This window comes from Microbacterium sp. Z10_103 (assembly GCF_058310455.1).
This window is the reverse complement of the sequence record NZ_JBZEGK010000001.1, coordinates 2,026,441-2,046,932: the sequence shown is the minus strand read 5'-3', so window position 1 is coordinate 2,046,932 and position 20,492 is coordinate 2,026,441. Positions and strand designations below refer to the sequence as shown.

22 protein-coding genes, 1 tRNA gene and 1 pseudogene are annotated in these 20,492 nt (G+C 69.9%); 13 read left to right on the top strand and 11 right to left on the bottom strand.

All coding sequences use genetic code 11. The features are described 5' to 3' along the window. Positions 1 to 10 precede the first annotated feature (10 nt). Positions 11 to 442: a hypothetical protein gene (locus AC4FS2_RS09940; protein WP_491151689.1), complete on the bottom strand. Its 432-nt coding sequence runs from the start codon at positions 440 to 442 to the stop codon at positions 11 to 13. 173 nt (positions 443 to 615) lie between these two features. On the opposite strand from AC4FS2_RS09940, the gene AC4FS2_RS09935 reads away from it, so the two are divergent. Together AC4FS2_RS09935 and AC4FS2_RS09930 are read left to right on the top strand one after the other, a co-directional pair. Further along, positions 616 to 688, top strand: a tRNA-Thr gene (locus AC4FS2_RS09935). A 118-nt stretch (positions 689 to 806) separates the two neighbouring features. Then, the gene (locus AC4FS2_RS09930) at positions 807 to 1,772 is read left to right on the top strand and encodes a DMT family transporter (protein WP_491151690.1); all 966 of its coding nucleotides are present in this window, start codon (positions 807 to 809) and stop codon (positions 1,770 to 1,772) included. 131 nt (positions 1,773 to 1,903) lie between these two features. Here the strand turns inward: AC4FS2_RS09930 and AC4FS2_RS09925 are convergent. Together AC4FS2_RS09925 and msrB are read right to left on the bottom strand one after the other, a co-directional pair. Next, a pseudogene (locus tag AC4FS2_RS09925) lies at positions 1,904 to 2,500 on the bottom strand (nitroreductase family protein); the annotation flags it as partial. Positions 2,501 to 2,517: 17 nt separating this feature from the next. Then, positions 2,518 to 2,925, bottom strand: a complete 408-nt coding sequence (gene msrB / locus AC4FS2_RS09920; RefSeq protein WP_491151692.1) for a peptide-methionine (R)-S-oxide reductase MsrB — start codon at positions 2,923 to 2,925, stop codon at positions 2,518 to 2,520. Positions 2,926 to 2,997: 72 nt separating this feature from the next. Here msrB and AC4FS2_RS09915 point away from each other — a divergent pair, with 72 nt between their 5' ends. From AC4FS2_RS09915 to groL, 5 genes are all read left to right on the top strand, one after another. Beyond that, positions 2,998 to 3,990, top strand: coding sequence for a DUF2332 family protein (locus tag AC4FS2_RS09915; RefSeq protein WP_491151693.1), 993 nt, complete (start codon positions 2,998 to 3,000; stop codon positions 3,988 to 3,990). Between the two features lie 9 nt (positions 3,991 to 3,999). Beyond that, a complete protein-coding gene (locus AC4FS2_RS09910; RefSeq protein ID WP_491151695.1) occupies positions 4,000 to 4,245 on the top strand; it encodes a DUF3263 domain-containing protein in 246 nt (81 codons plus the stop codon). A 30-nt stretch (positions 4,246 to 4,275) separates the two neighbouring features. After that, the gene (locus AC4FS2_RS09905; protein ID WP_491151697.1) at positions 4,276 to 4,866 is read left to right on the top strand and encodes a LytR C-terminal domain-containing protein; all 591 of its coding nucleotides are present in this window, start codon (positions 4,276 to 4,278) and stop codon (positions 4,864 to 4,866) included. Between the two features lie 127 nt (positions 4,867 to 4,993). Continuing rightward, positions 4,994 to 5,194 (top strand): cold-shock protein, encoded by a 201-nt coding sequence (locus AC4FS2_RS09900; protein WP_491151699.1) that lies wholly within the window; start codon positions 4,994 to 4,996, stop codon positions 5,192 to 5,194. Between the two features lie 227 nt (positions 5,195 to 5,421). Beyond that, positions 5,422 to 7,041, top strand: a complete 1,620-nt coding sequence (gene groL / locus AC4FS2_RS09895; RefSeq protein ID WP_491151702.1) for a chaperonin GroEL — start codon at positions 5,422 to 5,424, stop codon at positions 7,039 to 7,041. Between the two features lie 79 nt (positions 7,042 to 7,120). On the opposite strand, the gene AC4FS2_RS09890 is transcribed toward groL, so the two are convergent. The 4 genes from AC4FS2_RS09890 to AC4FS2_RS09875 all read right to left on the bottom strand — a co-directional run bounded on the left by AC4FS2_RS09890 (position 7,121) and on the right by AC4FS2_RS09875 (position 10,573). After that, positions 7,121 to 7,408 carry a WXG100 family type VII secretion target gene (locus tag AC4FS2_RS09890; protein ID WP_491151704.1) on the bottom strand — a complete coding sequence of 96 codons (288 nt, stop codon included), beginning with the start codon at positions 7,406 to 7,408 and terminating at the stop codon, positions 7,121 to 7,123. A 111-nt stretch (positions 7,409 to 7,519) separates the two neighbouring features. Further along, positions 7,520 to 9,136 carry a HAMP domain-containing sensor histidine kinase gene (locus AC4FS2_RS09885; protein ID WP_491155602.1) on the bottom strand — a complete coding sequence of 539 codons (1,617 nt, stop codon included), beginning with the start codon at positions 9,134 to 9,136 and terminating at the stop codon, positions 7,520 to 7,522. A 143-nt stretch (positions 9,137 to 9,279) separates the two neighbouring features. Beyond that, a complete protein-coding gene (locus AC4FS2_RS09880) occupies positions 9,280 to 9,972 on the bottom strand; it encodes a response regulator transcription factor (protein ID WP_491151705.1) in 693 nt (230 codons plus the stop codon). A 58-nt stretch (positions 9,973 to 10,030) separates the two neighbouring features. Continuing rightward, positions 10,031 to 10,573, bottom strand: a complete 543-nt coding sequence (locus AC4FS2_RS09875) for a TetR/AcrR family transcriptional regulator (protein WP_491151706.1) — start codon at positions 10,571 to 10,573, stop codon at positions 10,031 to 10,033. 75 nt (positions 10,574 to 10,648) lie between these two features. Here AC4FS2_RS09875 and AC4FS2_RS09870 point away from each other — a divergent pair, with 75 nt between their 5' ends. Beyond that, a complete protein-coding gene (locus tag AC4FS2_RS09870; RefSeq protein ID WP_491151708.1) occupies positions 10,649 to 11,533 on the top strand; it encodes an alpha/beta fold hydrolase in 885 nt (294 codons plus the stop codon). Between the two features lie 45 nt (positions 11,534 to 11,578). Here AC4FS2_RS09870 and AC4FS2_RS09865 read toward each other — a convergent pair whose 3' ends face one another. From AC4FS2_RS09865 to AC4FS2_RS09855, 3 genes are read right to left on the bottom strand one after another with little or no spacing between them, the layout of a single operon-like run. Beyond that, positions 11,579 to 13,228, bottom strand: a complete 1,650-nt coding sequence (locus tag AC4FS2_RS09865; protein WP_491151710.1) for a DNA repair helicase XPB — start codon at positions 13,226 to 13,228, stop codon at positions 11,579 to 11,581. Positions 13,229 to 13,267: 39 nt separating this feature from the next. Then, entirely contained in the window at positions 13,268 to 14,995 is a 1,728-nt protein-coding gene (locus AC4FS2_RS09860) for a helicase-associated domain-containing protein (RefSeq protein WP_491151712.1), read from the bottom strand. A 2-nt stretch (positions 14,996 to 14,997) separates the two neighbouring features. Then, positions 14,998 to 15,264 (bottom strand): multidrug ABC transporter ATPase, encoded by a 267-nt coding sequence (locus AC4FS2_RS09855; protein WP_491151714.1) that lies wholly within the window; start codon positions 15,262 to 15,264, stop codon positions 14,998 to 15,000. A gap of 113 nt (positions 15,265 to 15,377) precedes the next feature. Between AC4FS2_RS09855 and AC4FS2_RS09850 the strand changes: the two genes are divergently transcribed. Beyond that, the gene (locus tag AC4FS2_RS09850; RefSeq protein ID WP_491151715.1) at positions 15,378 to 15,761 is read left to right on the top strand and encodes a cold-shock protein; all 384 of its coding nucleotides are present in this window, start codon (positions 15,378 to 15,380) and stop codon (positions 15,759 to 15,761) included. Further along, entirely contained in the window at positions 15,745 to 16,419 is a 675-nt protein-coding gene (locus tag AC4FS2_RS09845) for a DUF3027 domain-containing protein (protein ID WP_491151717.1), read from the top strand. The genes AC4FS2_RS09850 and AC4FS2_RS09845 overlap by 17 nt, the downstream gene beginning before the upstream one ends. Before the next feature lie 77 nt (positions 16,420 to 16,496). Here the strand turns inward: AC4FS2_RS09845 and serC are convergent, their stop codons facing one another. After that, positions 16,497 to 17,609 (bottom strand): phosphoserine transaminase, encoded by a 1,113-nt coding sequence (serC, locus tag AC4FS2_RS09840; RefSeq protein WP_491151719.1) that lies wholly within the window; start codon positions 17,607 to 17,609, stop codon positions 16,497 to 16,499. 198 nt (positions 17,610 to 17,807) lie between these two features. Between serC and AC4FS2_RS09835 the strand changes: the two genes are divergently transcribed. The 3 genes from AC4FS2_RS09835 to AC4FS2_RS09825 all read left to right on the top strand — a co-directional run bounded on the left by AC4FS2_RS09835 (position 17,808) and on the right by AC4FS2_RS09825 (position 20,455). Then, a complete protein-coding gene (locus tag AC4FS2_RS09835) occupies positions 17,808 to 18,509 on the top strand; it encodes an iron-dependent transcriptional repressor DtxR (protein WP_491151720.1) in 702 nt (233 codons plus the stop codon). Between the two features lie 231 nt (positions 18,510 to 18,740). After that, positions 18,741 to 19,631: a M23 family metallopeptidase gene (locus AC4FS2_RS09830; RefSeq protein ID WP_491151722.1), complete on the top strand. Its 891-nt coding sequence runs from the start codon at positions 18,741 to 18,743 to the stop codon at positions 19,629 to 19,631. 326 nt (positions 19,632 to 19,957) lie between these two features. Further along, on the top strand, positions 19,958 to 20,455 hold the full coding sequence (locus tag AC4FS2_RS09825) for an HNH endonuclease (RefSeq protein WP_491151724.1): 498 nt from the start codon (positions 19,958 to 19,960) through the stop codon (positions 20,453 to 20,455). Positions 20,456 to 20,492: the final 37 nt, after the last annotated feature.

The following is a 20,492-nucleotide window of genomic DNA, read 5'->3' as shown; positions in this document are numbered from 1 at the left end:
TCCCGCCGGATCAGCGAGCCGGGCCGCCCGTCCTGCCTCGGTCGCCCTCGTCGCCGTTTCCGACGAAGGGGTCGACCTTGTCGGCCTTCCGGAGCGTCTCGGCCTGCTCCTCACGCCGCTTCGCGGCATCCGCCGCATGTTGGTCGATGTCGCCGGCGCGTCGCTGCGCCTCGATGTCGGCCTGGGCGGCGCGGGCTTTGGCCCGCTCCGACTCGGCGGTAGCGGCGGCGGTGTCGGCCCGCGCCTGCGCGAGCTCCGCCTCATGCTCCCGCGCGCCGAGGTCGGCCTCTCGAGCCTGGGCGCGCAGCTTCTCGGCCTTCTCGTGCTGCGCGTGCTGGCGGCGCTCCCGACGTCCTTTCGCCGTGACGGTCAGAACGATGACCACGATCACCACGACGACGACAATGGCGACGATGATCCAGATGAGGGCACTCGTGTCCATGGCTCCTCCTTCTCGTGTGGCACCGACCCGGCTGTGCGGCGCCTCCCGCTACCAAAGCCGACGGCACACGGCGGCGAGAACCGCCTTGCCGTGGGGGAGGCGGTGCGCTAGCGAGGGGCCGGGCGGCGGACGCTCTAGACTCGGTTGTCGAGATCCGCGTACCTCCGCGGCTCGCCGGCTTGGCGCAATTGGTAGCGCACCTAACTTGTAATTAGGGGGTTGCGGGTTCGAGTCCCGCAGTCGGCTCTCCGCGCTCCCGCCTCCCGTCGTCCGCGAGAAACGACGATCCGGATGAGACGGGACGCATCGCGCCGTTTCTCGTCCGGATCGTCGTTTCTCGCGGGTGGGCCGTAGCATCATGCGAGTGACCTCGCGCGAAGCCCCGGGTGCGGCGCGACGCATCCCGTTGGGGCTGGCGGTCGCATCCGCGGTGGCTGTCGGAGTGCTGACGGCGCTCCAGGCTCGCATCAACGGGTCTCTCGGCGACGCCATCGACGACGGCTACACCGCCGCGGTCATCTCGTTCGGCTCTGGCCTGCTCATCGTCCTCGCGATCACCGTCCTTCTCCCCTCGGCCCGCACGGGCTTCGGCCGGCTGGTGCGGGGCATCCGCGGGGGAGACGTGCCGGTGTGGATGCTGCTGGGCGGTCTCGCCGGAGCCCTCACGGTCGCGACGCAGGGACTCACCGTCGGAACCATCGGGGTCGCGCTGTTCACAGTGGGTGTGGTCGCCGGGCAGACGATCCACGGGCTGATCCTCGACCGCCTGGGATACGGGCCCGGGGGTGTGGTGGCCGTCACCGTGCCGCGCGTGGTCGGCGGCGCACTCGCCGTGGCGGGAGTGATCGTGTGCGTGGCAGGGGTCACGGGAGCGCCGGCGCCATGGATGCTGATGCTCCCGTTCCTCGCCGGCGCAGGAATCGCCTGGCAGCAGGGCACCAACGGGCGCCTCGGTCAGCGCACCGGGAACGCGCTCACCGCGACCCTGGTGAACTTCGCCGGTGGCACCATCGCACTCGCGATCGCCGCCGCCGTGCACATCTCGGTCGCGGGCGCACCGCAGACGCTCGTGGTCGACCCGTGGCTGTACCTCGGGGGAGCCGTGGGCGCCGTGTACATCTTCCTGTCGGCGGCCATCGTGCGCACCACCGGTGTGCTGCTGCTGGGGCTGGGGTCGGTGGTGGGGCTGCTGGCGATGTCGGTGGTGCTCGACGCGTTCTGGCCGGCGCCCTCCGGGCCGCCCCTGCCCATTGCGCTCACCGCGGTGGCGGTGGCCCTGGTCGGTGTCGCCATCGTGGTGGGATGGCGACGGCGGCGGCCCGGCCGCTAGAGCAGTGTGGGATCGGCCGCCCCGTGGGAGGCGTCGCGCCCCATCGGCGGCTCACCGGAGGCGTCGCGCGCCATCGGCGGCTCACCGGAGGTGTCACGCGCCGTCGGCGGAGTCGCGCTCTTCTCGCGCTTCTTCGTCTCGCGGCGCGACTCTTCGGGCATGCGCGTGAGCATCTCGCTCGCGTTCACGCCTTTGCGCGGTCCGAGCCGGGTGGCAGCCGGCTTGCCGCCGACATACAGCCAGCCGAGGAGCTCCTCGTTCTTGCCGAGGCCATGCGCCTTGGCGACGGCCTTGCTGCGCGTGTAGTGGCCGGTTCGCCAGATGACGCCCCATCCGGCCTCATCCAGCAGCAGGCTCAACATGTGCGCGACCCCGGAAGCGACCGCCTCCTGCTCCCAGCGCGGAACTTTCTCGCTCTCGCGGTAGCTGGCCACGATCGCGATCAGGAGCGGAGCGCGCAGCGGCTTGGCCGAGGACCCCTTCTCGCCGAGCGCCTTGTTGATGGCGCGGCCCAGTCGCTCCCGGTCGGTTCCGCGGAGCTCGATGAGACGCCACGGGCGAAGCGACGAATGGTCGGCGACGCGACCGGCCGCGGCCACGAGCGTCTCCAGCTCAGCCGACGAGGGTGCCTCCTCGGTCACGCGCGACCACGATCGGCGTGCGCGGACGGCCTCGAGCGCCGATCCCGCCCGCCCGGAGCCTCCGCGCGGCGCATCAGCGGCGTGCAGAGGCTGCGGAGGGATGCTCACGCCTCCGGCTCGGGGGCGAAGTTCAGCGCCAGGGAGTTCATGCAGTACCGGTCGCCGGTGGGCGTGCCGAACCCGTCCGGGAACACGTGCCCCAGGTGCGATCCGCACGCGGCACAGCGCACCTCGGTGCGCACCATGCCGTGGGCGCGGTCTTCGATCAGCTCGACGGCCTCCGGGCGGACCGACTCGTAGAAGCTCGGCCATCCGCAGTGCGAGTCGAACTTCGTTCCGCTCTGGAACAGCTCGGCGCCGCAGCCGGCACACGAGTACAGTCCCGCGCGTTCCTCGTCGAGGAGCTCACCGGTCCAGGCGCGCTCGGTGGCGGCCTGCCGCAGCACGGCGTACTGCTCCTCGCCGAGCTCGGCGCGCCACTGGTCCTCGGTCTTCTCAACGGAATAGCTCATGGGGGTCTTCCTCTCCACCGTCCATTCAACCCGAACACCAGGGCAGCAGGCGCTCCCGGCGATAATGCCGGGATGGACCCGGATGCTGTCGCCCCCGTGATCGCCCGTTACGAGCGCTTCGCACGGGACGAGGCGCCGGGCCGGTCCGACCTGTACGCCGAGTGGGCCGCCGGAGTGGCGGGCGATCACGAGACGGCCGCGATCCTCGCCCGCATCCCCGAGACGCACCGCCAGCCGCCCCTGGTGTTCGCCGTGACCCGGATGCTGGGGGCTTCGGAGAGCGGATATGGCGAGTGGGCGAGGTGGGTCCAGGCGCACGCCGACCGGGTGGTGGCCGAGAGCGCGACGCGCAGCATCCAGACCAACGAGCCGCTGCGCTGCGCGGCGCTCCTCCCCGCGCTCAGCCTCGTGCCCGGACCGATCGCGCTCCTGGAGGTCGGTGCCAGTGCCGGCCTCTGCCTGTACCCCGACAGGTACTCCTACCGGTATGCCACCGGCGGCGGGGGGCTGCGCGCGCTCGACCCGCCCGGTGGCCCGAGCGCCGTGGTGCTGCACTGCAGGCTCGTCGGCGCGCCGGTCTTGCGGATGCCGGACATCGTGTGGCGTGCCGGCATCGACCTGGCGCCGCGGAACGCGCGCGACAAGGCCGACAGAGCGTGGCTGACCGGACTTGTCTGGCCTGGCGAAACCGGTCGCCGCGAACGCATCGAGCGCGCACTCGATGTGGCCGCGGCCGACCCGCCACTCCTGGTGCCCGGCGACGCGAGGGAGGTTCTCGCGGAGACGGCCGCACGGGCGCCGCGGGGGGCGACTCTCGTGATTACGACGCCCGGCGTGCTCGCCCACGTTCCGCGGGTGGGTCGGCGGCCGCTCATCGACGCGGCGCGGGCCGCGGGGCGGTGGATCACGATCGACGATCCGGCCCTGCACGATGGCTGGACCGCGGTCCCTGATCCCTGGCCCGGGGGATTCGCCCTGGCGTTGGACGGGAACATCCTCGCCGCCGTTGACCCGCTCGGCGCGTCCGTGGAGTGGCTCCCGGGCGAACGCCGCCAACAGGCTTAGCGTGGAGGAGTGCCCCTCACCGACCGCGATCGCGCCCTCCTCGCCTTCGAGGCGGAGTGGCGGCGGCACGGCGGGGCAAAAGAGGAAGCCATCCGGGCGGAGTTCGCGATGCCGCCGGCGCGCTACTACCAGCTGCTCGGTCGCCTGATCGACACGGCAGAGGCTCTCGAGCATGACCCGCTCCTGGTGCGCAGGCTGCGCCGTCTCCGCGATCAGCGAGCCACGATCCGGGCGGCCCGCACCGGCGCTCAGTGATCTTCGACCGCCTGCCGATAGCATCGACGGGTGGCCCGAACGACCTACCCGCGCGACCGCTTCGACGAGCTCGCGCCTGAGACGGGACGCGTCGGCGCACACCGCGCGGAGAACCCACGGATGCGCGGTGGCATCGTGTTCCTGTGGGCGGTTGTCGCCACGATCGTTCTCCTCATCGCCGGGATCTTCGGCTCGCTCCTGGTGACCGGGCGCATCTCCTTCTCGACGGAGCCGTTGCCCACCACCACTCCGCTTCCCATCGTGGAGCCGGTGGTCGACACGTCCGTGCCGGTGCTCGTCCTCAATGCGACCCCGCAGGAGGGGTTGGCGGCGCAGGTGCGGGACACCGTGGTTGCCGCCGGCTGGTCGGCCGACATCGTCTCGGCCGGAGCTGCCGGCTCGAGCGACTTCCCCGCGACGACCGTCTACTACGCGACCGAAGACGCCGAAGCCGCCGCTCTGGGGCTGGCCGAGGTCATCGGCGGTGCGGAGATCGCGCTCAGCGACCAATATCTCCCACCGGATGACCCGGAGACCGAGGCGGATGAGGCGGGCCGGCAGCTCACCGTGGTGCTCGGGCTCGACCGCATCCAGGCGCCCTCGGAGGGCACGGAACCGTAGTCGGCGACCGGGTGTTTCGGGCGGGTAAACAGTTCGATGCGGCCGTGTCAACACTTGCCCGAGCGGGGGTTTGCGCCCCATATGCCGTGGATACGATGACGTCGTCCCACAGCATCAGGAGAACAGCATGGCCCAGGGCACTGTCAAATGGTTCAACGCCGAGAAGGGTTTCGGCTTCATCACCTCCGGCGACGGAGAGGACGTTTTCGTCCATTACTCGAACATCGACATGACCGGTTTCCGGGTGCTCGAGGAAGGGCAGGCCGTCGAGTTCACCGTCGGGGCGGGGCAGAAGGGTCCGCAGGCCGAATCGGTCCGCGTTATCTGACGCAGCATCCCGGCATCGCCTCCGAGGCGGCACCGCGTGAAGACCTCATCAGGGCAGGGAAGCCCGAGGTCTTTCCGGGGTGCCGCCTTTTCGGCATCGCCGACACGGGCGTCGTATCCCGGTGGCGCAGCTTGCACTCGCATGGGGCGAGTGCCAGAATGAGTTAGCACTCGTGTTTGTGGAGTGCTAACAGACTGATAGCTCCGTCCTGGAGGGACGACATACATATGGCAAAGATCATCGCTTTCGACGAAGAGGCCCGACGCGGCCTCGAGCGCGGCCTGAACATCCTCGCCGACGCCGTCAAGGTGACGCTCGGCCCCCGCGGTCGCAACGTCGTGCTCGAGAAGAAGTGGGGCGCCCCCACGATTACGAACGACGGCGTTTCTATCGCCAAGGAGATCGAGCTCGACGACCCCTACGAGAAGATCGGCGCCGAGCTGGTCAAGGAGGTCGCCAAGAAGACGGACGACGTCGCCGGTGACGGAACCACCACCGCGACCGTTCTCGCTCAGGCACTCGTTCGCGAGGGCCTGCGCAACGTCGCCGCCGGCGCCGACCCCATCTCGCTCAAGAAGGGCATCGAGAAGGCCGTCAAGGCCATCACCGACCAGCTCCTCGCCGGCGCCAAGGAGGTCGAGTCCAAGGAGCAGATCGCTGCCACCGCATCGATCTCCGCCGCCGACCCCGCGATCGGCGCGCTGATCGCCGAGGCCATCGACAAGGTGGGCAAGGAGGGTGTGGTCACCGTTGAGGAGTCCAACACGTTCGGCACCGAGCTCGAGCTCACCGAGGGTATGCGCTTCGACAAGGGCTACATCAACCCTTACTTCGTGACCGACCCGGAGCGTCAGGAAGCGGTCTTCGAAGACCCGTACATCCTGATCGCGAACCAGAAGATCTCGAACATCAAGGACCTTCTGCCGATCGTCGACAAGGTGATCCAGGAGGGCAAGGAGCTCCTCATCATCGCTGAGGACGTGGAGGGCGAGGCTCTCGCAACTCTCGTGCTCAACAAGATCCGCGGCATCTTCAAGTCGGCTGCCGTCAAGGCTCCCGGCTTCGGCGACCGTCGCAAGGCTCAGCTGCAGGACATCGCGATCCTCACGGGTGGCCAGGTCATCACCGAAGAGGTGGGCCTCAAGCTCGAGAACGCCACGGTCGACCTGCTCGGCCGTGCGCGCAAGGTCATCATCACCAAGGACGAGACCACCATCGTCGAGGGTGCCGGTGACTCGGCGCAGATCGAGGGTCGCGTGACCCAGATCCGTCGCGAGATCGAGAACACCGACAGCGACTACGACCGCGAGAAGCTCCAGGAGCGCCTCGCCAAGCTCGCCGGCGGCGTTGCCGTCATCAAGGCGGGTGCGGCCACCGAGGTGGAGCTCAAGGAGCGTAAGCACCGCATCGAGGACGCCGTTCGCAACGCGAAGGCAGCCGTCGAGGAGGGCATCGTCCCCGGTGGTGGCGTCGCGCTGATCCAGGCCGGCAAGATCGCGTTCGCAACCCTGCAGCTCGAGGGCGACGAGGCGACCGGCGCGAACATCGTCCGCGTCGCGATCGAGGCTCCGCTCAAGCAGATCGCCCTCAACGCCGGCATGGAGCCCGGTGTCGTGGCGAACAAGGTGGCCGAGCTCGAAGCAGGTTGGGGCCTCAACGCCGCGACCGGCGAGTACGGCGACCTCTTCGCGCAGGGCATCATCGACCCGGCGAAGGTCACCCGTTCGGCGCTGCAGAACGCAGCGTCCATCGCGGGTCTGTTCCTCACCACCGAGGCGGTCGTCGCCGAGAAGCCCGAGAAGGCTTCGGCAGCTCCCGCCGACCCGACGGGCGGCATGGACTTCTGAGTCCACCCCGCGTCTGACGCACAGAACGGCCCCCTCCACGCGGAGGGGGCCGTTCTGCGTTCGGGATAGCGGTCGGCGGTCAGCGGAACAGGCTCGTGCTGGCCTGCTCGACCTCGGCGTAGTGGCGCCCGGCGACGGTGAGGGCGCCGTCGATCTCGGCGAGAGAGGCGGCGACCTGCTGCTGCGTCGCCCGCCACCGCTCCACGACGCCGGTGAAGGCCGCCGACGCCGCCCCCGTCCACGACCCCTGCAGCTGGGTGAGCTGGGACAGCAGCGCGGCGGACTCCGATTCCAGACGGTCGACCGTCGCGCGGACGGCGTGCGACGCGGTGAAGACCGCGTCGCTGTCGACGGAGAAGACAGCCATGAGAACTCCTTTCTGTACGTGCCGGCCACGTTAGGGCGCGCCGGTCCCGCACCGAGGAGACGCTGACGACCCGGTGGATGGCGCGCCTTCTGGCGCCCCTGGGGAGGAAGGTCAGCGGAGCCGGGGGAGCGGCCGGGTGTCGGCGATCTCGTCGGCGAAGGGACGAGGAGCCAGCGGCAGCGACACCCGGAAGGTCGCTCCGCCGCCGGGCGTCTCTCGCACCGACACCGTGCCGTGCAGCGCCTCGACGATCGATGCGACGATCGAGAGGCCGAGCCCTGAGCCACCGGTCTCCCGCGCTCGAGACGTGTCGGCGCGCCAGAAGCGCTGGAAGATCTGTTCGCGGATCTGCTCGGGGATGCCCTCGCCGTGGTCGACGACCTCGATCCACCCGGTGTTCTCGGTCGGAGAAACCCCGACGCGCACCTCGATCGGGGAATCCTCTCCGGTGAAGCGGCGGGCGTTGCCCAGGAGGTTCGCGATCACCTGCCGGATGCGGTTCTCATCGCCCAGCACGATCGGCTCGTCCGGCAGCAGGAATGACCCGTCGGCCGGTTCGTCCGTCAGCGGATCGATCGGTCCGCTGTCGGCCGCGTTGCGAGGACGCCGACGGAGGCGGGAGAATCTCGCACCGGCCAACGCCATCGCCGAGGACCCCGCGGTCGCGCGCCGGCGCGGCTCGTCTGTCGGGCCGGTCGGAGGGTCGGCGGTGGTCGACGTCGTCTCCGCGGTCCCGTCGTGGAGCGTCGTGTCCTCGACGGTGACTTCGCGCTGCGGGGACGCCGCCCGAAGATCCAGTGCGGCATCCCGGGCGACCGGTCGCAGGTCGACCGGTTCGAGCAGAACGTCGCGTCGCTCGTCGAGGCGTGCCAAGGCGAGGAGGTCTTCGACGAGAACGCCCATGCGGATCGCTTCCTTCTCGATCCGCTCCATGGACTGTGCGATCTCCTCGTCGCCACGGATGGCGCCCATCCGGTACAACTCGGCGTACCCTCGCACGGTCACCAGTGGCGTGCGCAACTCGTGGCTGGCGTCGCCGATGAAACGGCGCATCTGCCCGACCGTGGCATCGCGCTGACGGATCGCCGCATCCACACGGTCGAGCATCGTGTTGATGGCCATCTTCAACCGGCCGACCTCGGTGCCGGGCACCACGTCCGACATGCGCTGGCTGAAATCGCCGCCCGCGATCGACATGGCCGTCGCCTCGACTTGACCGAGACCGCGGAACGTGAGGGTGACGAGCCACCGCGTGAGCAGGGCGCTGGCGATGAGGATGAGCAGGGCCAGGATGCTGTAGATGCCGATGTAGGTCCCGACGACGCGTTCGGTCGGGGCCAGCGGCGCGACGACCATCTGCGTGAACGCTTCCCCGGCGCCCGGGGGCTGGAAGAAGTCCACGCTTGCGCGGAACGATGCGCCGGTTTCCGGGTCCTGGTACTCCAGCGCCTGCCCCACGTGCATGGAGGTTTCCTGCAGCGGGAACTCCCGCGGCAGGTCGGGGATGATGTGGGACGACGTGCCGTCGTAGAGCGCCTCCAGCGCCCCGTCCACGCCCCGGTACAGGACGATGATGTTGCCCGTCGCCGCGACGTCGTCGCGGGGGGTGAAGGTGATCTTCCCGCCGTCGTTGCGCGCGTCGAAGACGGTGTCTGCGATGTCGCTGGCCGCCAGGAGACGTAGTTGCTCGTCGACCGAGTCGACGAGGGTGTTGCGCAGGAACGCCATGGTGCCGAACCCGGCGGCGACCAGTCCGACGGCGAGCAGACCGACGGTCACGCCGGTGACCTTGGCGCGCAGGCTGAGCCCACGCCACCATCCGGTCACGGCATCGTGCTTCTCAGCCAGGAGAGAGTCTTTCGTCGAGGCGCTCAGGCGGTCTTACCGGCCTTGAGCATGTAGCCGAAACCGCGCTTGGTCTGGATGAGCGGCTCGGTCGAGTGCGGGTCGATCTTGCGACGCAGATAGGAGATGTAGCTCTCCACGATTCCCGCGTCGCCGTTGAAGTCGTACTCCCACACGTGGTCGAGGATCTGCGCCTTCGACAGCACCCGGTTCGGGTTGAGCATGAGGTAGCGGAGCAGCTTGAACTCGGTGGGGCTGAGATCGATCGACACGTCGCCGACCGTCACGTCGTGGGTGTCCTGGTCCATCGTGAGTTCGCCCGCGCGGATCACCGACTCCTCGTCGGCCTGCATCGTGCGGCGCAGGATCGCCTGGATGCGGGCGACGATCTCGTCGAGGCTGAACGGCTTCGTGACGTAGTCATCGCCTCCGGCGTTGAGACCGGTGATCTTGTCCTCCGTCTCATCCTTGGCCGTCAGGAACAGGATGGGCGCGGTGTAGCCGGCCCCGCGGAGGCGCTTGGTGACGCTGAACCCGTTCATGTCGGGCAGCATGACGTCGAGAACGATGAGGTCGGGTTCTTCCTCCAGCACGGCAGAGATGGTCTGCGCGCCGTTGGAGACGGCCCGGACCTGGAATCCCGCGAATCGCAGGCTGGTGATGAGCAGGTCGCGGATGTTCGGCTCGTCGTCCACGACGAGGATGCGCGGTGCGGTCATAGGCCCATACTGGCATCCGATTCCTTGGGGAGGCTGGAAATGCGCGCACCCGCCGGGATCAGCCCGATCGGGCCGCGGTCACCAACCGGGCCACCGTCGGGCCGATCGGGGCATCCGGATCGACCGTGAGCCGGTGCAGGACCAGCCCGTCGAGACCGGCCATGAGCGCACGCGTGGCGCCGTCGGGGTCTGTCGCACCGGCGTCGGCGAGCAGGTCGACCACCCAGCGGACGAAGACCTCGCGCTGTGCGAGCAGGGGCGCGAGGAGGTCGCGGTCGGCAGCGGCCTCGAGGAACAGCGCGAGCCGCGCACGCGATCGGTCGGCATACCGACCGGTCTCGGCATCGACCATCGCGGTGAAGGCCGCGACGAGATCGAGGTGGTTTCCCTCCGCGGCGGCCGGCAGGTCGTCGCGCTCGTTTTCCGCGATCCACGTGATGACACCGGCGACGAGCGCGGCCCGGGTGCGGAACCAGTTCGACGTGGAGCCGCGCGGCAGGCCGGCCCGCTCATCGACGCGCGCGTGCGTGAGCGCCCGGATGCCCTGCTCGCCGATGAGGCGCACGGCGGCGTCGAGGGAGCGGTCGCGCGTCGAACTCACACGTCGACCCTAGGGTGTCGCGCGCCGCGGAAGAGGGGGATGTGGGACTACTACAGACGTAGTATCATCGCGGGCATGGACCCGCAACGGGGTGAGGTCGTGGTGACGGAGCGCATGATCGCTCTGCCCGACCTGGACGTGCACGTGCGGGAGGCCGGAGCGGGGACGCCGGTGCTCCTGCTCCACGGCTTTCCCGAGACATCCCGCGAGTGGTCCCGCGTGATCCCGGAGCTTGCGCGGGTCGGCCACGTGTTCGCGCCCGACCTCCGGGGATCGGGCGGCACCAGCGCCCCGGCAGGCCGGAACGACCGACGCGCGCTGTGCGCGGACGCCGTCGGCCTGCTGGATGCACTCGGCATCGAGCGCGCGGTCGTGGTCGGTCACGATGTCGGTGCGCTCGCGGCTCTGGCGCTCGCCGTGGATCACCCCGGGCGGGTCTCCCACCTCGTGGTGCTCTCGGTGCCGCCGCTGTACCTGCGGATGACGCCCTCGATGCTCGGCGTCACGCGCCACCTCTGGTTCCAGTACGCGTTGGCGGTGCCGGGCCTCGGCGCCCGCCTGCTCAGCCGGGGCCGGCAGCGCCTCCCGCGCTGGCTCTTCACCACCTTCGCGAGCAGCGGCGGGGGAGTCCGACCGGAGGACGTCGAGGAGTACCTCGCCGACCTGAGGCGCCCGGGCCACGCGCAAGCGGGATCGCGGAAGTACCGGCAGCTGGTGCTGCCCGAGTTCGCGCGGATCGTCTTCGGCCGTTACCGGCGGACACTGCCGTCCATGCCCACGCTGGTTCTCCTCGGCGACGAAGACCCTGTGCTGCCGCGGGATGCGCTCGGTGGTCTCGAGCGGTACGCGCGCAACATCCGGATCGAGGGGATCGCCGGTGCCGGGCACTTCGTCGTGGACGAACAGCCCGCCGGCGTCGCCGAGCGCATCCAGCGCTTCGCCGGCCTGACGGCGCCCTGAGGCACCTCAGCCGGCGACGAGCCGGCGACGAGCCCGGCGAGCGGCTCAGGCCGCGGGGGCGAGCAGGTCGTCGGCGTCGAGGATCGTGTACGCGTATCCCTGTTCGGCGAGGAACCGCTGCCGGTTCTGCGCGAAGTCCTGATCGACGGTGTCGCGGGAGATCAGCGTGTAGAAGCTCGCCGTGTTTCCCGACTCCTTCGGGCGCAGCAGCCGGCCGAGCCGCTGCGCCTCCTCCTGCCGGGAGCCGAACGACCCCGACACCTGGATGGCGACGGATGCCTCGGGCAGGTCCACCGAGAAGTTCGCGACCTTCGACACCACGAGCAGCGAGATCGATCCTTCCCGGAACGCCTGGTACAGCTCCTCGCGCTCCGACACCGGGGTCGCCCCGGTGATCCGCGGAGCATCCAGGGCCTCGGCGAGGACATCGATCTGGTCGAGGTACTGGCCGATCACCAGGATGCGCTCGCCGGCGTGACGCTGCACGAGTCCTCGGACCACCTCGATCTTCGCGGGGGCGGTCGCTGCGAGGCGATACCGTTCGTCGTCCGCCGCGGCCGCGTACTCGAGGCGGTCGCCGTCGGGCAGGTCGATGCGCACCTCGTAGCAGGCGGCCGGGGAGATGAAGCCCTGTGCCTCGATCTCCTTCCACGGCGCATCGAACCGCTTCGGGCCGATGAGGCTGAACACGTCGCCCTCGCGCCCGTCCTCGCGGACGAGGGTGGCGGTGAGGCCGAGGCGCCGGCGGGCCTGCAGGTCGGCGGTGAGCTTGAACACCGGGGCGGGCAGAAGGTGCACCTCGTCATAGACGATGAGACCCCAGTCCAGGGCATCCAGCAGCGCCAAGTGCGCATACTGACCGCCGCGCTTGGCCGTGAGGATCTGGTAGGTCGCGATCGTGATCGGCTTGATCTCCTTGACCTGCCCGGAGTACTCGCCGATGTCCTCGGCTGCGAGCGTGGTGCGACGCAGCAGCTCATCGCGCCACTGCCGTGCGCTGACCGTGTTGGTCACGAGGATCAGGGTCGTCGTCTTCGTCTCGGCCATCGCGCCGGCGCCCACGAGCGTCTTCCCGGCGCCACAGGGGAGCACCACGACACCCGAGCCGCCCTCGGAGAACGCGTCGACGGCCTGCCGCTGGTACGGGCGCAGGTGCCAGCTGGCCTCATCGAGGTCGATGGGATGCGGCGTTCCCGGCGTGTACCCGGCGAGGTCTTCGGCCGGCCACCCGATCTTCAGCAGCTCCTGCTTGATGTGCCCGCGCGCCCACGCGTCGATCACGTACGCATCCGGGGACGGGCGACCGATCAGCAGCGGCTGGATCCGCTTGTTGCGGGCGACCTCGGTGAGCACGGCGGGATCGGTGGAACGAAGAACGAGGGTCCCCTCGTCGTCACGCTCGATGACAAGGCGCCCGTAACGGCCCACGGTCTCGCGGATATCGACGGACACGGACGCGGGAACGGGGAACCGCGACCACCGCTCGAGCGTCGCCAGCATGTCTTCCGCGCCGTGCCCGGCAGCGCGGGCGTTCCACAGCCCGAGCCGCGTGATGCGGTAGGTGTGGATGTGCTCGGGGGCGCGCTCGAGCTCGGCGAAGATCGCGAGTTCATGCCGCGCGCTCTCGGCATCGGGATGCGCGACTTCGAGGAGCACCGTGCGGTCGCTCTGCACGATCAGGGGGCCGTCAACCATAACCGGCAATTCTACCGCCGCGCCGACGGTGCACGGCCCTCACGACACCGGATGAACGCTTGCGATGCTCGACAGCGGCAGCGTCCGTTCCACGTCGGCGTTACGGTCGCGGCCGCGCAGGCGCCCACCGCCGAGGCCGGTCGCCTCGAGGCGGAACGTGCGGGTCGACCCGTCGGGGAGCCGCACGACGACATCGACCACCGCGCGTCCGCGCACCGCGGTGTCGAGTTCGCGTTCCAGCCACGCGGCGTCCGCGTCTTCCGACTCACTGCCCGCCCGCACACGTGTGAGAAGCGCTGCGTACTGTTCGGATGCCGGCGGCACCGACCGCTCGGCGGCGAGCCGAGCGCGATCCAGTTGCCGCGGCATCCCGGCGTCATCCACCGCGATCACGGGGTAGCGGGCGTCGGCGAGGGCCCAGTACACGGTTTCCTCACCGATGCGGGAGACCAGTGCCCCGCCGTCGCGGACGAGGCCGAGCGCGCGCAGGGCCTGATCGACGGCCACGGTCTCCAGGGCTGCGGAGTCATCGCTGGTTACGCGCGTGCGCCCGCTCACGGGATCGCGGCCCACCCGGAGGAGCCCGTACCGTTCGGCGGTGCGGCTGAGGACGTACTCCAGAGGCTGCGGGACGCCGGTGAGCGACAGTTCCTGGAGGAAGGCGCGCACCGACTGGGCGCTTTCTCCGGCGGTGATGGCGGCCGCGAGGCTGTCGGCGCTGAACCGATAGGTCGACGCCTGAGCGCGGGACTCGCGGACGGCCATGCTGCGCAGCCGCACGTCCAGGTGCGGCACGAGGGGGCCGGGGGCGATGGCGGTGAGGTCGTTCTGGAGGTAGACGCGGTCGACTTCAGGGGGCAGGAAGGCGCCGAGCGCCGCCGTGTCGGCCGAGCCGCCCGCCGCCAGAGGCGAGGCCCACGGCGGCTCACCACCTCCGGGCGTCAGCAGGCCCCACGCCACAGCGCGGGCGCGCCAGAGGCCGGCGCGCGTCGGCCACGCGGTGTCGAAGGGATAGGCGTCGATCCACGCCGCTGCCGGCACCCAGCCCCCCTCGGGCGTCCGCAGGCCGGCGGGAAAGGCGTCGCGCAAGCGTTCGGCGGCGCTCATCCAGCGCTCCAGGGTGGGGCTTGCCACCCAGGCGCGCCCGGCCGCGGTCACCAGCCACGCCCGCTCCTCTGCATGGAGCAGGCCGGTGGATGCGGCGAGCCCGACGAGCAGGTCGGCCGTATCGCCGTCCGGTGCGGCGCCGTCGTCGACCAGGGCCCGGCGGTCGCCGGCGCCGAGCGCGCCGTTGCCGATGCGGGTGAGCGGCTCGGTCAGGGCGCGCAGGAGCACGTCGGCGAGGGAGGCGGCGGAGGTGAAAGCGTGTTCCGCCGCGGCGGCATCGTCGGCGGGGGATGTCGACCGATCCACCGCCTGCGGGGGTTCGGCGGGAGCTTCGCGGTCGCGCACGGCGACGCCGACCGCCGCGAAGGGATGGCCGTCAGCATCCACCAGTCCCGCCGCAACGAGGGCGGGGCGCGCATCGACGGGCACGGGGGCGCCGTCGGCCGCGGCGTGGGCGAGCGCCGACGCCGAGGGATACGGCAGAGCCGTGAGCGCCCGCGCGACGGAGGTGGGCTCGAGGAGGGCCGCAGCCACGTCGAACAGGTCGCGCCACGCCGCGGTGGGAGGAGCGCCCCGGGCAGCGAGCAGCTCCGCCAAGTCCGCATCATCCAACTGGGCGAGGGCGATGGCCAGCGCGCGTTGGTCGGAGGTGGGCGGCACGGTCAGTGATCCCGGTTGGCGCGGGCCCTTCGCACGAAGCTCATCACGAGCACCGTGATCAGCAACACGAAGGCGAGCACCGGCGCGATATAGACGGTCGCACCCACGGTCGGCCACACACCCGTCGCGAAGTCGGAGCCCATGGCCGAGCCGATCATGATGGCGATGAAGCACACGATCGACAACACCAGAAGGCCCAGCGACATGAACGCCAGGATGCGGTCGATGCGGCGGACCGGAAGGTCTTCGCCGGGCGTGCGGGTGCTCATCCGCTTCAGCCTAGCGGTTCGCGCCCGTGCCGTAGTCTTGATGATGGCGATCCATCGGTCGCGATCCATCCCCGTCCGCGTCCGCGCGGACTTCTGCTTTCAGCGAGGTTTCCATGCCCACCGGCAAGGTCAGGTTCTACGACGAAGAGAAGGGGTTCGGCTTCATCACCAGCGATGACGGCCAGGACGTCTTCCTGCACGCGACTGCCCTGCCCGCCGGCGCCCCTGCCCCCAAGGCAGGCGCGCGGCTGGAGTTCGGTGTCGCCGAGGGCAAGCGCGGTCTGCAGGCGCTGTCGGTGCGTGTCCTCCAGGCGCCGCCCAGCGTGGCCAAGCGCACCCGCAAGCCCGCCGACGACATGGCGGTGATCGTGGAGGATCTCGTCAAGCTGCTCGACGACATGGGAACCGACCTCCGTCGCGGCCGGTACCCCAGCGGCTCGCACGGCAAGAAGGTCGCCGCCGTGCTGCGCAAGGTCGCTGATGACCTCGACGCCTGATTCCATCGACGAGCGCCTGCTCGCCGCATCCGACCTCGCCCGCGCCGCGCTCCTCGAGGTGACCTCGGAAGCCTCCGTGGGCGACCCTGTCGGGTACATCGACGAGGGCGACGGCGTGGTGTCGCTGCGCTTCGCCAACCGGCTCGCCGGCTACCCGGGCTGGTTCTGGACCGTCAGCGTCGCGCGCGTCGAAGACGCCGAGCCGACGGTTCTCGAAGTCGAGTTGCTTCCCGGGGATGATGCCCTGCTGGCGCCCGAGTGGACGCCGTGGGCTGTCCGTCTCGCCGAGTACCAGGCCGCGCAGACCGCCCTGGCCGAAGCGGCCGACGCCGCCGGTGAAGACGCCGACATCGACGAGGACGACGCGGACGAGTCCGACGACGACCTCGACGATGACGAGATCGACGACGTGCTGGGCGATGACGATGACGACGACGAACTCGACGAGGACGGGTCGCCCATCCTGCACGCCGGAGACCTCGACGGTGTCGACATCGACCAGCTCGATCCTTCCGCCCCCGACGACGACGACGATCTCGACTCCGACGACGACTCCGAGGAAGACGTCGACGTCGACTCCGACGAGGACCTCGACGACGACTCCGACGAAGACCTCGACGACTCCGACTCCGACTCCGACGACGAGTCCGAGCGCTAACTCCTCCTCAGTCGACTCGCCAAAAAACGTCCGGATTTCGGGTGAAACCGGACGTATTGTGGCGAGTCGACGGTCGGTTAGAGGCGCTCGATCGTGTAGTCGATGCAGCGGATGAGCTGACGCACGTCGTCGGGCTCGATCGACACGAAGGTCGCGATCCGCAGCTGGTTGCGGCCGAGCTTGCGGTACGGCTCGGTGTCGACGATGCCGTTCGAGCGCAGGCTCGCCGCCACGGCGGCTGCATCCACCCGCTCATCGAAGTCCACCGTCACGACGACCGGCGAGCGGTCGGCCGGGTCGGCGACGAACGGGGTCGCGACCGCTGAGGCCTCGGCCCAGTCGTACAGCGTGGTGGAAGACTCCGACGTGCGCGCGTTCGCCCACGTCAGCCCGCCGTTGTCGAGGATCCAGCTCAGCTGGTCGTCCAGCAGCAGCAGCGTGGTCAGCGCCGGGGTGTTGAGCGTCTGCTGCAGGCGGGAGTTGTCCAGCGCGTTCTTCAGGCTGAGGAACTCGGGGATGTACCGGTCGGATGCGGCGATCCGCTCGATGCGCTCGATCGCGGCGGGGGAGACGACGGCGAACCAGAGGCCGCCGTCGGACCCGAGGTTCTTCTGCGGCGCGAAGTAATAGACGTCGGCCTGGGCGACGTCCAGGTCGATGCCGCCGGCGGCGCTCGTCCCGTCGATCACGGTGAGCGCGCCGGGGTCGCCCTGGACACGCGTCACGGGGGTCGCGACCCCGGTGGACGTTTCGTTGTGCGGCCACGCGTACACGTCGACGCCTTCGATGGGCTCGGCGACGGTCGCGGTCCCGGGCTCGACCTTGCGCACATCGGGAGCTTCCAGCCACGGCGTCTTCGCGGCAGCGGCGAACTTGCCGCCGAACTCGCCGAAGACGAGGTTCTGCGCGCGGCGCTCGATGAGGCCGAACGCCGCAGCATCCCAGAACGCCGTCGACCCGCCGTTGCCGAGGATCACCTCGTAGCCGTCGGGAAGGCGGAACAGTTCGCCCAGGCGTCCGCGGACGCTTCCGACAAGGTTCTTCACGGCCGCCTGACGGTGCGACGTCCCGAGCAGCGTCGCGCCGCGCGTCACCAGCGCCTCGAGCTGCGCTCCGCGGATCTTCGAGGGGCCGCATCCGAAGCGTCCATCGGCGGGCAGGAGGTCGCGAGGCAGATCCACGTGCGGCATGGCTCGATTCTAGGGCGGCCCCGCGCACCGCCCTCTCCGCCCCCAGGCACGGTCACGGACGGTTTCCGTCGTTCTGCGCGGCCGGATTCCGACGAAAGTCGTCCGTGACCGCACGGGGAAGGGGGGATGGCCGGGCCGGGGCTCAGGAGCGTTGGATAGGCTGGAAGTCCACCGCTGAGCGCCGAGGAACCCCGCCATATGACCGATCTCATCGACACCACGGAGATGTACCTGCGCACGATCCTCGAGCTGGAAGAGGAGAACATCGTGCCTCTTCGTGCGCGCATCTCCGAGCGCCTCGGGCACTCCGGCCCGACGGTGTCGCAGACCGTCGGGCGCATGGAGCGTGACGGACTCGTCGTCGTCTCCGAAGACCGGCGACTCGAACTCACCGACGCCGGTCGCCAGAAGGCCGTCGATGTGATGCGCAAGCACCGTTTGGCCGAGCGCCTCCTCAGCGACGTCATCGGGTTGGACTGGGCGTACGTCCACGAGGAGGCGTGCCGGTGGGAGCACGTCATGAGCGAGCAGGTCGAGCGTCGCCTGGTCGAACTCCTCGGTCACCCCACCGAGTCGCCCTACGGCAACCCCATCCCGGGACTCGATCAGCTCGGCGACCACCCGGCCAACACTTTCGAGCAGGGTGTCGTGGGCCTTGTCCGTCGACTCAACGAGGCCGGCGCGCCGATCGCCGGGACGGTACGGCGCCTCGCCGAGCCCGCGCAGGTCGATCCGGAACTGCTGCAGCAGCTCAAGGCAGCCGGGGTCGTCCCCGGCGCTCGCGGCGATTACCGGTTCAACGAGGGCTACGTCCTGCTGCAGATGGACGGCAGCGACGAGGGCCTGGAACTGCCGATCGAAGTGGCCTCGCACATCTTCCTCGTCGACGACCAGCACTGATCCTCCCCAGCCGGGTCTCGCTGGCAGTTGTCCACGGGATTTGTGGTCAGCGTGACATATTCGTTACCTTCCGGTAGCGTTCATCCCGTCCCCAGGTGAAAAGCCCCACCGTCGGACCCCGCGCAGGCTGCCTCATCGGCTCGTCGTCTGCGGAGGGTGAAGCCCGCATATCGTCCCCAACTGAGTCCCGACGAGCCAGTGCCGACAGGCGCGGAGGCGCCGGAGGAACTATTGGCTGAAGATATCGATTCGGTCGGATCTGCACCCGAGCAGAACACGACCGACACGACCCGCCGCGCCCGAGCGCGCACCTCGACTCGCGCCAAGGTGCGGCCCCCGGCGAAGGCGAAGGCGCCTCGTGCCGCCGCACGACCCACCCGTCAGCGCCCGCTCCGCTCGGGGAAGGCTGCGCCGCTGCGCAGCGCTGCGGTCCTGACGATGGTCGCCGGTCTGATCGCCACCGTCGCGCTGCCGGCCTATGCGGCCTGGCAGCCCGAGGAGGAGTCGCGGACCTTGCAACAGATCGCCGCCGACGATGCGCAGTCGCTCGTCGTGGCCTCGGACGCATCCGCGGTTCAGCTCCAGCGCAGCAGCTACGCAGCCACCACGGCGGAGGAGATCGAGAAGAAGAAGGCCGCCGAAGCCGCTGCCGAGCGTGCTCGCGTCCGTGCCGCCTCCTCCCCGGTATCGCTGTCGTCGATCGACCTGACCATGACCGCTCCGGGCTCCGGCGAGGTCCGCTGGCCGCTGTCGGGCTTCAAGCAGGGCCGTGGCCTCGGCGACTCCGGCTACCACCAGGGCGTCGACCTGCTCGCCGGATGCGGCACACCGCTGTTCGCCGCCGCCGGCGGTGTCGTGCGCGTCTCGCAGGAGAGCTTCGGCGGATACGGCGTGGCGGTCACGATCGATCACGTCATCAACGGCCAGCGGGTCAGCACCCTGTACGGCCACATGACCTATGGCAGCCGCGTCGTCCGGGCGGGCGAGAGCGTCGCCGCCGGGCAGCTCATCGGCGTCGTCGGGTCGACGGGCAGTTCCACGGCGTGCCACCTGCACTTCGAGGTGCACGTCAACGGCGGCGTCGTGGACCCGTGGGGCTGGCTCCAGTCCAACGCCAGCTGAGACTTCGCAAAGGCGGCGTGCCGGGGAATGGTTCCCGACACGCCGCCTTTTCGTTCCCCGAGGCGATCCCCGGGCGTGTCGCGTGGGTTAGCCTGTCAGCGACGCTGAGAGAAAGCGGAGGAGCCGATGGGCATCACACCACGCATTCGCACCACGGATGCGCTCGGTCTGCTCGTCCTTCGGCATCGTGGAATCGGACGCCGCGGCTCGGCCGTGGCGTTCTGGCGCTGTCTGTGAAGACAGCGCCTTTTTCATAACCTGCGCTCCTTGATCCGTCGCATGTCGAATATCCGAGAATCCGTCCCGGCCATTCGAGAGGAAGCGGAATGCGCACATTGGTGCTCAACGCGGGCTATGAGCCGCTCGCTGTCGTGTCGTTCAAGCGAGCGCTCGTGCTCGTGATGGACGAGAAGGCCACCGTGATCGAGCGGGTGGAGGGCGACCCCGTGTGGGCGGCCGCAGGGGCCTACGACCGCCCCGCGGTCATCCTCCTCACCCGCTACGTGCGAGTGCCCGGTGCGCGCCGCATCCCGGTCACGCGAAGAGGCGTGCTGCGCCGCGACGGGCATCGCTGCGCCTACTGCGGCAAGACAGCATCCACGATCGACCACGTCTTGCCGCGCTCGCGCGGGGGCGCGGACTCGTGGGAGAACCTGGTCGCGTGCTGTCTTCGCTGCAACAACCTCAAGGGCGACCGCACGCCGCAGGAGATGTCGTGGAGTCTGCGGCTGATCCCGGGTGCCCCCCACGGGACGCAGTGGACGGTTCGCGGCACCGACCGCGCCGACCCGCGCTGGGAGCCCTACCTGGCTCTCGCCGCCTGACCTCTCCTGCCCCTGACGGTTACGGACGGTTTTCGTC

Coding starts and splice junctions, on each gene's coding strand:
- AC4FS2_RS09940 (WP_491151689.1), bottom strand. CDS start 442: ATGGACACGAGTGCCCTCATCTGGATCATCGTCGCCATTGTCGTCGTC.
- msrB (WP_491151692.1), bottom strand. CDS start 2,925: ATGAGCTATTCCGTTGAGAAGACCGAGGACCAGTGGCGCGCCGAGCTC.
- AC4FS2_RS09915 (WP_491151693.1), top strand. CDS start 2,998: ATGGACCCGGATGCTGTCGCCCCCGTGATCGCCCGTTACGAGCGCTTC.
- AC4FS2_RS09900 (WP_491151699.1), top strand. CDS start 4,994: ATGGCCCAGGGCACTGTCAAATGGTTCAACGCCGAGAAGGGTTTCGGC.
- groL (WP_491151702.1), top strand. CDS start 5,422: ATGGCAAAGATCATCGCTTTCGACGAAGAGGCCCGACGCGGCCTCGAG.
- AC4FS2_RS09890 (WP_491151704.1), bottom strand. CDS start 7,408: ATGGCTGTCTTCTCCGTCGACAGCGACGCGGTCTTCACCGCGTCGCAC.
- AC4FS2_RS09885 (WP_491155602.1), bottom strand. CDS start 9,136: ATGGCGTTCCTGCGCAACACCCTCGTCGACTCGGTCGACGAGCAACTA.
- AC4FS2_RS09880 (WP_491151705.1), bottom strand. CDS start 9,972: ATGACCGCACCGCGCATCCTCGTCGTGGACGACGAGCCGAACATCCGC.
- AC4FS2_RS09870 (WP_491151708.1), top strand. CDS start 10,649: ATGGACCCGCAACGGGGTGAGGTCGTGGTGACGGAGCGCATGATCGCT.
- AC4FS2_RS09865 (WP_491151710.1), bottom strand. CDS start 13,228: ATGGTTGACGGCCCCCTGATCGTGCAGAGCGACCGCACGGTGCTCCTC.
- AC4FS2_RS09855 (WP_491151714.1), bottom strand. CDS start 15,264: ATGAGCACCCGCACGCCCGGCGAAGACCTTCCGGTCCGCCGCATCGAC.
- AC4FS2_RS09850 (WP_491151715.1), top strand. CDS start 15,378: ATGCCCACCGGCAAGGTCAGGTTCTACGACGAAGAGAAGGGGTTCGGC.
- AC4FS2_RS09845 (WP_491151717.1), top strand. CDS start 15,745: ATGACCTCGACGCCTGATTCCATCGACGAGCGCCTGCTCGCCGCATCC.
- serC (WP_491151719.1), bottom strand. CDS start 17,609: ATGCCGCACGTGGATCTGCCTCGCGACCTCCTGCCCGCCGATGGACGC.
- AC4FS2_RS09835 (WP_491151720.1), top strand. CDS start 17,808: ATGACCGATCTCATCGACACCACGGAGATGTACCTGCGCACGATCCTC.
- AC4FS2_RS09825 (WP_491151724.1), top strand. CDS start 19,958: ATGCGCACATTGGTGCTCAACGCGGGCTATGAGCCGCTCGCTGTCGTG.